Raw genomic sequence first — 11616 nt, forward strand, 5'->3', positions numbered from 1 at the left:
GTCGTCATCGCGATCGGAAACCCCTTCGGCGTCGGACAGACGGTGACGCACGGCATCGTGTCGGCGCTGGCGCGCACGCAGGTCGGCATCACCGACTACCAGTTCTTCATCCAGACCGATGCGGCGATCAATCCGGGCAATTCGGGCGGCGCGCTGGTCGACATGACCGGCCGTCTTGTAGGCATCAACACGGCGATTTTCTCGCGCTCGGGCGGATCGCAGGGCATCGGCTTTGCAATTCCGGCCAACATGGTGCGGGTCGTTGTGGCTTCCGCCAAGAACGGCGGCAAGGCCGTGAAGCGGCCCTGGCTTGGCGCGCGGCTGCAGGCGGTGACGCCGGAAATCGCCGAAACCATCGGTCTCAAGGCGCCTGCCGGCGCGCTGGTCGCGAGCGTTACGCCGGGAAGTCCGGCGGCGCGGGCCGGGCTCAAACTCTCCGACCTGATCGTGTCGATCGACGGACAGCCCGTCGAGGATCCCAATGCGTTCGATTATCGCTTCGCCACGCGCCCGCTCGGCGGCACCTCGCAGATCGAGGTCCAGCGCAACGGGAGGCCGGTCAAGCTCACCGTTGCACTGGAAACTGCGCCGGACACCGGCCGCGACGAGATCACGATCACCACGCCGTCGCCGTTCCAGGGTGCGAAGGTTGCCAACATCTCGCCGGCGCTCGCCGACGAACTTCATCTCGATTCAGGCGCTGAAGGCGTCGTGGTCACCGCGCTGACTGACGATGGAATGGCCGCGAATGTCGGCTTCAGGAAGGGCGACATCATTTTGGTCGTCAACAACAAGAAGATCGCCAGGACGGTTGACCTCGAACGGGCCGTCAAGGAAGCGGGGCGGCTCTGGCGGATCACGTTGATGCGCGGCGGCCAGCAGATCCAAGTCATGCTCGGCGGATGAGCCCGAAGCGCCAGCGCGAGTCCGAAAGCCTGTTTGCCGCGGCGGGTCTGGAGAACGACGCGCCGCGTCCGCTGCCGGACCGGCTGCGTCCGCAGGCGCTCTCCGACGTGGTCGGGCAGGACCACATCCTCGGGCCGGACGGCGCGCTGACGCGGATGCTGGAAACCCGCACGCTCGGTTCGCTGATTTTCTGGGGACCGCCGGGGACCGGCAAGACCACGGTGGCGCGGCTGCTGGCGGACGCGACGGCGTTGCACTTCGAGCAACTGTCCGCCGTATTCTCCGGCGTCGCCGATCTGAAGAAAGCGTTCGACGCCGCCCGCGCGCGCCGCGAGACCGGCACGGGAACGCTATTGTTCGTGGACGAGGTGCATCGCTTCAATCGCGCGCAGCAGGATTCGTTCCTGCCCGTCATGGAAGACGGCACCGTCGTCCTGGTCGGCGCGACCACCGAGAATCCCTCTTTCGAACTCAACGCGGCGCTGCTGTCGCGGGCGCGCGTGCTGGTGTTCCGTTCGCTCGATGCGGCGGCGATCGAGAAACTGTTCGCCCGCGCCGAGCAGGTCGAGGGCAAGCCGCTGCCGCTCGACGATGAAGCGCGCGCCGCGCTGGTGCGCATGGCGGACGGCGACGGCCGCGCCGCATTGACGCTGGTCGAGGAGGTCTGGCGCTCGGCGCGTGACGGCGAGGTGTTCAATGCCGAACAGTTGCAGGGCGTGCTGCAGCGCCGCGCGCCGATCTACGACAAGTCCGCCGACGGCCACTACAACCTGATCTCCGCGCTGCACAAGGCGGTGCGCGGCTCCGATCCGGATGCAGCATTGTACTATCTGGCGCGAATGCTGGAGGCCGGTGAGGATCCGCTGTTTCTTGCGCGCCGCGTGGTGCGGATGGCGGTGGAGGATATCGGCCTCGCCGATCCGCAGGCGCTGGTCGTGGCCAACGCCGCGAAGGACGCCTATGATTTTCTCGGCTCGCCCGAGGGTGAACTCGCCATCGCGCAAGCCGTGATCTATGTCGCGACCGCGCCGAAATCGAACGCCGCCTACAAGGCGTTCGGCGCGGCAAAACGGGTTGCAAGGGAGGGTGGTTCGTTGCTGCCGCCCAAGCACATCCTGAACTCGCCGACCAGACTCATGAAAGAAGAAGGTTACGGCGAAGGCTATCAATACGATCACGACATGCCGGAGGGTTTTTCCGGGCAGGACTATTTTCCGGAGGCGCTCGGACGGCGGACGTTCTACGATCCGCCCGATCGCGGCTTCGAGCGCGAGATCAGGAAGCGGCTGGACTATTGGGCGAAGCTGCGACGAGAGAAGGAAGGCAGCAAATGACCATGACGTTTATCCGAGCATGCATCATCGCCATCGCCGCTCTCGCGTGCGTGACGCCGTCGCGCGCGGAGACGGTCGAGACCGCGCCCGGCGTCACGGTGACGAAGAAAACGTTTCCGGCGCCGATCAACGAGCAGCCGTTCTTCGGATTTGCCGACAAGACCCCTGAGCAGCGCGAGGCGGACAACGGCTTTCTCGCGGAGGCGGACAAGCTCGGCTCGCGCGAGAAAGTTTTCGACGTCGCGATCGAGCGCGGCTTCGCGCATATCGATCGCGGCGACTTTCCGGAGGCGGCCCAGCGATTCAATCAGGCGTGGTTGCTCGCCCCGGAGCGCAGCGCCGTCTATCAAGGCTTCGCGGTGATCTCCGCGGCGCGCTTCGGCGACCTCGAATACGCCGAAGAATTGTTCAGGATTGCTCTTCATCAGCCGAAGCCGCGGCGAACGCTGAAGGCCGATTACGGTCGCCTGCTGCTGAAAGCCAAGCGTCCCGTCGAGGCGAAAGCGATTCTGGAGCAGGGCGTGCGCGACGCGCCGGAATTCGCCGACGCATGGGCCAGCCTCGGGCTTGCGCGGTTGCAGACCGGTGACGCCACGGGCGCCTGTGCGGCCGCGAGCGAGGCCGACAAGCTCAAGCGCTCGCACGAGGTGATGGTTGACCTTGCCCTGCTCAAGAGGCAGGCGGCCTGCCAGTAGAGAGGACCACATGAGCCGCCGCGTCAAACGACCTCTCGCGAAATCCCGCGTCCCGGGCGAACGCCCTAAAGGTGGGCCCAAGGATGCTCGGCAGAAGAGTGCTCGGCCCAAACGGACGCGTCCGGAAGGGCGTGGAGCGGCCGAGCGTTTCGGAGGCGAGCGAGGGCAGGGCGTTCGGCCTGGCAAGCCGCCGCGCGCAGCCGCGCCTCGCGACACTGCGCCCTTCATCGAACCACCCGCCAAACCCGAACCGGCGCCGTTGCCGACGAAGGTGCAGACGGTCGCCGTGACCGCCGACGAAGCCAACATGCGCGTCGATCGTTTTCTCGAGGCGCGCTTTCCCAGCCTGTCGTTTTCCCACATTCAGCGCATCGTCCGCAAAGGCGAACTGCGCGTGAACGGCAAGCGCGCCGACAGCAAGGATCGGCTCGATGAAGGCGACACGGTCCGCATTCCGCCGCTCAAGCTCGATACGCCGAAGGTCGCGACGCGCCTGTCCGAGGCCGAGACCAGGATACGCGACGACTTGCAGAAGATGGTGCTGTTCGAGGATGCCGACGTCATGGTGCTGAACAAGCCCGCCGGGCTTGCGGTGCAGGGCGGTTCCGGCCTGTCGCGGCACATCGACGGAATGCTCGAGGTGATGCGCGATGCGAAAGGCCAGCGCCCGCGCCTCGTGCACCGGCTCGATCGCGAGACCGCCGGGTGCCTGCTGGTGGCCAAGACGCGCTTCGCGGCGACTGCGCTCACCGGGGCGTTCCGCCATCGCTCGGCCCGCAAGATCTACTGGGCGCTGGTCGCGGGCGTGCCGAAGCCGAAGCAGGGCCGCATATCGACTTATCTGGCGAAGGAAGAAAACGAGGAAGACTCGATCATGCGCATCGCCGCCCATGGCGACGAGGGTGCGAGCCACGCGGTGACCTACTACGCGGTGGTGGAAACATCAGCGCAGAAACTCGCCTGGGTCTCGCTGAAACCGGTCACCGGCCGGACCCATCAACTGCGCGCGCACATGGCGCACATCAATCATGCCATCGTCGGCGACCCAAAGTATTTCAACAAGGAGAACTGGCAGTTGCCGGGTGGTCTTCAGAAGCGGCTTCACCTCCTGGCGCGCCGCATCGTGATCCCGCATCCGCGCGGCGGCGTGATCGATGTGAGCGCGCCGCTGCCGCCGCACATGCTGCAATCATGGAACCTGCTCGGGCTCGAAGCCGACCGGTTCGACCCGATCGAGAACGCGCCGGAGGAGTAGGTCCTTGCCATTGCGCCGGGCCGACGTCAGGGCGATGTGAGAATATGCCATGCGTGAATTGTTCGAAGAAAGTCTCGGCCCCTCGCTGGATCCGGAAGAAGCGGTTCGCCAATCCACGCGAACCGGGCAGCGCAAGCGTTTCTACGCTTCCGCGAGCGTCAGCGAAACTCCGGACGGGTTCGCCGTCCTGCTCGACGGCAAGCCGGTGCGCACTCCGTCGCGCAACCTGCTGGCGGCGCCATCTCGGGAGATCGCCGCGACGATGGCCGCCGAATGGCAGGCGCAGCGGGACGTCATCGATCCCATGACCATGCCGGTGACGCGGCTCGCCAACAGCGTCATCGACGGCGTGACCGGCCGTGTCGAGGCCGTGGTCGAGGACATCGCCAGGCATTTTGAAACGGACCTGCTGTTCTACCGCGCCGGCCATCCCGAAGCGCTGGTCGCACGCGAAGCCGCGCATTGGGATCCGGTGCTGTTCTGGGCGGCCGAGACGCTCGGCGCGCATTTCATCCTCACCGAAGGCATTGTGCATGTCCGCCAGCCCGATCCGGCGATCGCTGCCGCCCGCGCGGCGCTGCCGTCCGACCCTTGGGCGGTTGGAGCGCTGCATGTCATCACGACATTGACCGGCTCGGCGTTGCTCGCGCTTGCCCTGATGCGCGGGCGGCTGGATGCCGACGAGGTCTGGTCGGCCGCCCATGTCAATGAAGACTGGAACAGCGAGCAATGGGGCGCGGATGAGGAGGCCGCGGCGCGGCAGTCCGCGCGCCTCTCCGATTTCAGGGCGGCCGCGGCCGTCCTGGCGGCGCAGGTTCAACCATTCGGTTAAGAAGGGGTTTAGATACCGCAGTTAGCCTCGCATCCGAAACGAGGCTTTCATGGCGATCTCGATCAACCCGATCTTCCCGGTCATCGCGGTGCAGGACACCGTGTCCGAGGCCGCGCTTCAGCCCGGCACGGTCGTCGACGCGCGGGTCCAGCAGATCCTTGCCAACAATCTTGTCCGCATCGCCATCGCCAATCTGACGATGGAGGTATTGTCAGAAATTCCGCTGCAGGTCGGCGAGAAACTTCAGCTTGAAGTCTCGCAGACCGCGCAGGGGCTCAGGCTTGCGGTGGCAGGGCAGAGCGGCTCGCCCAACCCGGCGGCGGCTGCCACGGCGAAGCCGGCGGATTCCGTGACGCTTGCGCCCGACGTCGCGGCCACCGTTGCTGCGGCCGAAGCCGATGCGCCGACCTCGCCCTCGAAACCCGTGCTGACGGCGCTGGAAGCCTTGTCCGTTTCGGCTGCGGCGCAGAGCGCCGCAACGCGGCAAGGCAGCCTGTCGCCGCTTTATGCCAATCTGCTGGCGGCAGCCGGATCGGGCAGGCTGCCGCCGCAAATCCGGGAGATTGCCGATCGGCTGCTGGCGCTGCGTCCCGATCTCGGTCCGAACCTCACCGGGGGCGACATCAAGACCGCGTTCCGGAATTCCGGGCTTTTTCTCGAAGCGTCGCTGGCGGCGGGGCTGACGACAGCGCCGCCATCGCCACAGGCTGCATCGGCGTCCGCGCAACTGCCCGATCTCAAGGCTGCCCTGCTCGTGCTTCGCGAGGCGCTTTCGATCTCCGCCGGTCCGCCGGTCGCGCAGGAGGCGCCCGCGAGCGCCGCGCCCGGTTCGCAACATGCGCAGCAACCGGCGGCACAACCTGCGCCAATGACAGGCGCGCCGCCGCTGTCACCGGACTTCGAACCGCAGGAAGTCTATCTGCCGCAGGCGCGGCTGCCTGTCACCGACGATCCCGACACGTCGACGCTTGCGAACCAGACGTTGTTTTCAAGGGTGTCCGATGCGGGCGTCCGCACCGCCGCCACCGGTGCTGCCTTGAACCTTCTGCAGGAGGCGCTTCAGAACGGTGGCGGTAGAGCCAGCCTCGGCGCCGAACTCGGACTCGACGGCGATCCGGCGGCCGGACCTTCTGCGCTCAGGGCAGCGCCGGCGAACGGCCCCGACGAGAACAACGTTTTCATTGTGCGCACCAGCACGCCGTCGCCGCCGTTTCGCGGCGCGCTGCCGACCGCACAGCCCGTCGCGATGCCGATGCTGTCGCCGGCCGCCCCGGCAAGCGACATCGCGCGACGGCTGCTCGAGGACACCGACGCCGCGATCGCGCGTCAGACGCTGTTGCAGGTTGCCTCGCTCCCGGATCGGGTCGATACCGCAGGCCCGAGGCTCGATCAGGTCGCGCCACGCTGGAATTTCGAAATTCCGTTCGCGACCCCTCTGGGCACCGCGATCGCGCAGTTCGAAATTTCACGTGATGCCGCCGGCCACGACGTCGAGACGGCGAAGCGGATCTGGCGCGCGCGGTTTTCGCTCGACGTCGAACCCGCGGGACCCGTTCACGCGCTGGTGTCGCTGACCGGCGACAGCACGTCGGTGCGGCTCTGGGCCGAGCGTCCCGCGACAGTGAGCCGGTTGCGCGCCGGCGCCTCGCAACTCACTCAGGCATTGAGCCGCGCCGAATTGCAGCCGGGCGATATCGTCATCCGCGAGGGCGCGCCGCCGCAACAGAGGCCCGCGCCGGCCGGCCATTTTCTGGACCGCGCGTTATGAGCGCGGAGACCAAAGATCAAATCGCGGTCGCCCTTCACTACGACAAGGGCAGCGGCGCGCCGCGCGTGGTCGCCAAGGGCAGGGGATCGCTGGGCGCGAAGATCATCGAGGTGGCCAAGGAGCACGACATTCCGATCGAGGAAAACGAGGTGCTGGCCGGTGCGCTGTCGCATGTCGAACTCGGCGACGAGATTCCACCCGAGTTGTACAAGGCCGTCGCCGAGGTGCTGGTGTTCGTGCTGCGGCTGTCGGGGCGGGCGCCCTGAGCGTTGCGGCGACCGTTGGTGACAGCGTCAACGGCGTGTTAGAAGCGGATGGAAATCCGGGCCGCAGATCATGAAAGACATCCTTGAAACCCTCGACGCTCGCCGTGCTGCGGCAAAACTCGGCGGCGGCGAGAAGCGCATCGCGGCGCAGCATGCGCGCGGCAAGCTGACGGCACGCGAGCGCATCGAGCTTCTGCTCGACAAAGGCTCGTTCGAGGAGTTCGACATGTTCGTCGAGCATCGCTCGACGGAATTCGGCATGGACAAGTCGAAGGTGCCGGGCGACGGTGTCGTTACCGGCTGGGGCACCGTCAACGGCCGCAAGATTTTCATGTTCGCGAAGGACTTCACCGTGTTCGGCGGCTCGCTGTCGGAGACCCACGCGCTGAAGATCACGAAAATCCAGGACATGGCGATGAAGGCGCGTGCGCCGATCATCGGCCTCTATGACGCGGGCGGCGCGCGCATCCAGGAAGGCGTCGCCGCGCTCGCCGGCTATTCCTATGTGTTTCGCCGCAACGTGCAGGCCTCGGGCGTGATCCCGCAGATATCAGTCATCATGGGGCCGTGCGCCGGCGGCGACGTCTATTCGCCGGCCATGACCGACTTCATCTTCATGGTGAAGAACACGAGCTACATGTTCGTCACCGGCCCCGACGTGGTGAAGACCGTCACCAACGAGGTGGTGACCGCGGAAGAACTTGGCGGCGCCAGCGTGCACGCGACAAAGTCTTCGATCGCCGACGGCGCGTTCGAAAACGACGTCGAGGCGCTGTTGCAGGTGCGCCGCCTGATCGACTTCCTTCCCAGTAACAACACCGACGGCGTGCCGGAGTGGCCGAGCTTCGACGACGTCGAGCGCATCGACGACTCGCTCGACACGCTGGTGCCCGACAATCCGAACAAGCCCTACGACATCAAGGAACTGATCCTGAAAGTGGTGGACGAGGGCGACTTCTTCGAGATCGCGGAGACGTTCGCGAAAAACATCGTCGTCGGCTTCGGCCGCATCGCCGGGCGCACCGTCGGCTTCGTCGCCAACCAGCCGATGGTGCTGGCTGGCGTGCTCGACAGCGACGCGTCACGCAAGGCCGCGCGCTTCGTTCGTTTCTGTGATGCCTTCAACGTCCCGATCGTGACCTTCGTCGATGTGCCGGGCTTCCTGCCGGGCACGGCGCAGGAATATGGCGGACTCATCAAGCACGGCGCGAAACTCCTGTTCGCCTATTCGCAATGCACGGTGCCGCTCGTCACCGTCATCACGCGCAAGGCCTATGGCGGCGCGTTCGACGTGATGGCGTCGAAGGAAATCGGGGCCGACATGAATTACGCCTGGCCGACCGCGCAGATCGCCGTGATGGGCGCCAAGGGCGCGGTGGAGATCATCTTCCGCTCGGACATCGGCGACGCGGACAAGATCGCCGCGCGCACGAAGGAATATGAGGACCGCTTTCTGTCGCCGTTCATCGCCGCCGAGCGCGGCTACATCGACGATGTCATCATGCCGCACTCGACGCGCAAGCGCATCGCCCGCGCTCTCGCCATGCTGAGGGACAAGCGAGTCGAGGTGCCGATGAAGAAGCACGATAACTTGCCGTTGTGAGTCAGCCCGTCCCTAGAGCCTGTTTCAACTGAGTTGAATCAGACTGGTCGCTTGTCCTTTTGTTTGAGCATGATCTCTTCTGGAAACCGGTTTCCACTTTTCGGGATCATGCCCTAATTCGCACTCAGCAACTTGAACAGCGGCTGGAGATAGCTGATCTCCTGGCCCGAGGTCGGGGTGGTGCGGCTGATGAAGTCGAAGATCCTGCCGTCCTTCAGTCCGTAGTTGGCGAGCCGGATCACCTGGCGGTTCTTGTCGAAATAGATGGCGATCACGCGTTGATCGACAACCCTCTGATTCATGAATGCGACCGGACGGTTCGCCCGCTGCGAAATGTAATAGAAGACCTCGCCGTTCAGCGTGGCGACGGTGGACGGCGTTCCCATCACGATCAGCACCTGATCCTGGCTGGCGCCGATCTGGATCTGCTCGAGCGCGCCGGGGGGCAGGATGTAGCCCTTCTGAAACTGCTCGCCGGTGCAGCCCGCCATGGCGGCGCACACGAGCGTGGCGGCGAGCGTCACGCGCAGACGACGCCGTCGCCTCGCGGCGTTTCCTGTCTTTGATGCCGAAACTGTCATTCGGGGGCCGACCTCATCCTCTTGCATCGCGCGAGCCATTGACGTACGCGCAGCGACGTACCCGGTAACGGTTCTGCGATTGCACAACCGGAAGCCCTGCGGGCTGATTTTCGGAACCCACATGCTCTGGCCGTTCAATCACTTCAGAAAATCCCGCGCTTCGTCGCGCGGCACCATTGAAGCGATCTATGGCATGATCGTGACACAGGCGCGAGAGCCATTGTTTTATCAGACCCTGCGGGTGCCGGACACCGTCGATGGCCGCTTCGACATGATTCTGCTGCACCTGTGGATAGCGCTTTCGCGCTTGAAGCGGAGGGATGACAAGGAACTCCCGCAGGCGCTGTTCGATCATTTCTGCAGCGACATGGACGCCAATCTGCGCGAGATGGGGGTCGGCGATCTGACCGTTCCGAAGCGCATGCAGGCGCTCGGGGAAGCCTTCTACGGCCGTTCGGCCGCCTATGACCGGGCTGTTGCTGAGGGGCGCGAGCCGCTGGCGGAAGCCCTCGACAAGAATATCTATAACGGCCGGGACATCGACAGCGCGCGGCGGCTTGCCGACTATGTGGCGGAGGCGATCGCTGCGCCCGCCGGTGACAACGAGGCGACGCCGGGAGGCGGGGTGCAGTTTCCGGACCTCGCGCAACGGACATGAGAAAGCAGGCCATGACCGCCAGAGACAGGCCGGACCCGATCGCAAATCCCTGGAGCGCGCGGGTCGTGGTGGCGCAGATTCCGGAAGCCGGCCTTCATCGCGATATCGAGGCCGACGAGGCTGCGCGCATGGCGCTGGCGAAGATCGCCGGCTTGCGGGATATCGAATCGGCGCGTGCATCGTTCGACCTGACGCCCGGGCGCGACGACAGCGTGCAAGTGCGGGGCAGGGTGTCGGCGCGGGTGGGACAGACCTGCGTGGTGTCGCTCGATCCGATCGAGAACGACATCGCCGAGGATGTCGACCTTCTTTTCGTGCCGGAAGACAGCGTCCAGGCGTTCGCGGCCGCCATTGATGACGATGCCGGCGACGAGGAGGGCCGCGACATTCCGGATGCGCCCGAGCCCATCGTCAATGGTGTCATCGATCTCGGACGCCTCGCGACCGACGTGCTGTTTCTGGGAATCGACCCTTATCCGCGGAAACCAGATGCCGTGTTCGTGCCGCCATCTACTGCGGTCGACCCCGAGGACCATCCCTTCGCCGCCCTCAAGGCGCTGAAAATCGACCCGAATCCATCACGCGGGAAGAAGCCAAAGCGGGATTGACGACGAGGTGCCGGATGTGGTTTCTCAAAACATAACCATTAATAGGTTGAAAATAAAAGAATTTAATGTGATTTTTGAGGTCTGCTTTTGAGTCGCGAGGCGATGGAAATCCGCGCCGTCGCTATGTTGTATCGAGGCCGGGACACGCTATTGTCGCGGCCGGGCCGATGAAGCGCCACCCCCGTTGTGGCCGCGCGCTTCAAGGCCGCAAGAGATCAGGGTTTCCGGGATATCCATGCCGAAAAAGGTTCGAATCGCGCTTGACGCCATGGGTGGCGACATCGGCGCATCGGTGGTCATTCCGGGCGCCGCGATTTCCCTGAACCGTCATCCCGACACCGAGTTTCTGCTTTACGGCGACCGCGCCCTGATCGAAGCGCAGCTTGCCGCCCACCCTGCGATGAAGGCCGCGTCCCGGGTGATCCACACCGACGTCGCCGTCAGCATGCACGACAAGCCGAGCCAGGCGCTGCGCCGCGGCCGCAAGACCTCGTCGATGTGGCTTGCCATCGACGCGGTGAAGAAAGGCGAGGCGGACGTCGCGGTGTCCGCCGGCAATACCGGCGCGCTGATGGCGATGGCGCGATTCAACCTGCGGACGCTGCCCGGCATCGATCGCCCGGCGATCGCGGCGGTGTGGCCGACCATACGCGGCGATTCCGTGGTGCTCGATCTTGGCGCCACGATCGGCGGCGATGCCCGCCATCTGATGGCCCTCGCGATCATGGGCAGCGCCATGGCGCGCGTTCTGTTCGATCTGAAGCGTCCGACGGTAGGCCTCCTCAACATCGGCGTCGAGGAGGTCAAGGGCGGAGAGGAAATCCGCGAAGCTGCGGAATTGCTGCGGGCGATGGATCTGCCGCAGCTCGAATTCATCGGCTTCGTCGAGGGAGACGGTATCGGCAAGGGGGCGGCCGACGTCATCGTCACTGAGGGATTCAGCGGCAATATCGCGCTGAAGACGGCCGAGGGCACGGCGCGGCAGCTCGCCGAATATCTGCGCAGCGCGATGTCGCGCACCCTGTTGTCCCGGATCGGCTATCTGTTTGCGCGTGGCGCCTTCAAGGCGCTGCGGGGCAAGATGGATCCCCGCAAGTCCAATGGCGGCGT

At 65.3% G+C, this 11616-nt stretch carries 12 protein-coding genes; 11 read left to right on the plus strand and 1 reads right to left on the minus strand.

Features of this window, described 5'->3' with window-relative positions; genetic code table 11:
* From BGN91_RS01325 to BGN91_RS01360, 8 genes are all read left to right on the plus strand, one after another.
* The coding region (locus BGN91_RS01325; protein ID WP_292610164.1) for a PDZ domain-containing protein at positions 1-906 on the plus strand (906 nt) is incomplete at its 5' end.
* Positions 903-2240: a replication-associated recombination protein A gene (locus BGN91_RS01330; protein WP_292610165.1), complete on the plus strand. Its 1338-nt coding sequence runs from the start codon at positions 903-905 to the stop codon at positions 2238-2240. The genes BGN91_RS01325 and BGN91_RS01330, both read left to right, overlap by 4 nt.
* On the plus strand, positions 2237-2935 hold the full coding sequence (locus BGN91_RS01335; RefSeq protein ID WP_292610166.1) for a hypothetical protein: 699 nt from the start codon (positions 2237-2239) through the stop codon (positions 2933-2935). Before BGN91_RS01330 ends, BGN91_RS01335 begins: the two co-directional genes overlap by 4 nt.
* A 10-nt stretch (positions 2936-2945) precedes the next feature.
* Positions 2946-4190, plus strand: a complete 1245-nt coding sequence (locus BGN91_RS01340) for an RluA family pseudouridine synthase (RefSeq protein WP_292610167.1) — start codon at positions 2946-2948, stop codon at positions 4188-4190.
* A 49-nt stretch (positions 4191-4239) separates the two neighbouring features.
* The gene (locus BGN91_RS01345; RefSeq protein WP_292610168.1) at positions 4240-5022 is read left to right on the plus strand and encodes an ATP12 family protein; all 783 of its coding nucleotides are present in this window, start codon (positions 4240-4242) and stop codon (positions 5020-5022) included.
* 49 nt (positions 5023-5071) lie between these two features.
* Positions 5072-6790 (plus strand): flagellar hook-length control protein FliK, encoded by a 1719-nt coding sequence (locus BGN91_RS01350; protein WP_292610169.1) that lies wholly within the window; start codon positions 5072-5074, stop codon positions 6788-6790.
* On the plus strand, positions 6787-7056 hold the full coding sequence (locus BGN91_RS01355) for an EscU/YscU/HrcU family type III secretion system export apparatus switch protein (RefSeq protein ID WP_292610170.1): 270 nt from the start codon (positions 6787-6789) through the stop codon (positions 7054-7056). The genes BGN91_RS01350 and BGN91_RS01355 overlap by 4 nt, the downstream gene beginning before the upstream one ends.
* Before the next feature lie 70 nt (positions 7057-7126).
* Positions 7127-8659 carry an acyl-CoA carboxylase subunit beta gene (locus BGN91_RS01360; protein ID WP_292610171.1) on the plus strand — a complete coding sequence of 511 codons (1533 nt, stop codon included), beginning with the start codon at positions 7127-7129 and terminating at the stop codon, positions 8657-8659.
* 113 nt (positions 8660-8772) lie between these two features.
* On the opposite strand, the gene bamE is transcribed toward BGN91_RS01360, so the two are convergent.
* Positions 8773-9240, minus strand: a complete 468-nt coding sequence (gene bamE / locus BGN91_RS01365) for an outer membrane protein assembly factor BamE (RefSeq protein WP_292610172.1) — start codon at positions 9238-9240, stop codon at positions 8773-8775.
* 121 nt (positions 9241-9361) lie between these two features.
* Between bamE and BGN91_RS01370 the strand changes: the two genes are divergently transcribed.
* The 3 genes from BGN91_RS01370 to plsX all read left to right on the plus strand — a co-directional run.
* On the plus strand, positions 9362-9898 hold the full coding sequence (locus tag BGN91_RS01370) for a ubiquinol-cytochrome C chaperone family protein (RefSeq protein WP_292610173.1): 537 nt from the start codon (positions 9362-9364) through the stop codon (positions 9896-9898).
* Between the two features lie 11 nt (positions 9899-9909).
* On the plus strand, positions 9910-10506 hold the full coding sequence (locus tag BGN91_RS01375) for a DUF177 domain-containing protein (RefSeq protein WP_292610174.1): 597 nt from the start codon (positions 9910-9912) through the stop codon (positions 10504-10506).
* Between the two features lie 235 nt (positions 10507-10741).
* Positions 10742-11616, plus strand: an 875-nt coding sequence (plsX, locus tag BGN91_RS01380) for a phosphate acyltransferase PlsX (protein WP_292610191.1), incomplete at its 3' end; no start/stop codon positions are given.

The sequence above is a fragment of the Nitrobacter sp. 62-13 genome, from assembly GCF_001896955.1.
Lineage (GTDB): Bacteria > Pseudomonadota > Alphaproteobacteria > Rhizobiales > Xanthobacteraceae > Nitrobacter.

Coding starts and splice junctions, on each gene's coding strand:
- BGN91_RS01370 (WP_292610173.1), top strand. CDS start 9,362: ATGCTCTGGCCGTTCAATCACTTCAGAAAATCCCGCGCTTCGTCGCGC.
- BGN91_RS01330 (WP_292610165.1), top strand. CDS start 903: ATGAGCCCGAAGCGCCAGCGCGAGTCCGAAAGCCTGTTTGCCGCGGCG.
- bamE (WP_292610172.1), bottom strand. CDS start 9,240: ATGACAGTTTCGGCATCAAAGACAGGAAACGCCGCGAGGCGACGGCGT.
- BGN91_RS01355 (WP_292610170.1), top strand. CDS start 6,787: ATGAGCGCGGAGACCAAAGATCAAATCGCGGTCGCCCTTCACTACGAC.
- BGN91_RS01375 (WP_292610174.1), top strand. CDS start 9,910: ATGACCGCCAGAGACAGGCCGGACCCGATCGCAAATCCCTGGAGCGCG.
- BGN91_RS01340 (WP_292610167.1), top strand. CDS start 2,946: ATGAGCCGCCGCGTCAAACGACCTCTCGCGAAATCCCGCGTCCCGGGC.
- BGN91_RS01360 (WP_292610171.1), top strand. CDS start 7,127: ATGAAAGACATCCTTGAAACCCTCGACGCTCGCCGTGCTGCGGCAAAA.
- BGN91_RS01345 (WP_292610168.1), top strand. CDS start 4,240: ATGCGTGAATTGTTCGAAGAAAGTCTCGGCCCCTCGCTGGATCCGGAA.
- BGN91_RS01350 (WP_292610169.1), top strand. CDS start 5,072: ATGGCGATCTCGATCAACCCGATCTTCCCGGTCATCGCGGTGCAGGAC.
- BGN91_RS01335 (WP_292610166.1), top strand. CDS start 2,237: ATGACCATGACGTTTATCCGAGCATGCATCATCGCCATCGCCGCTCTC.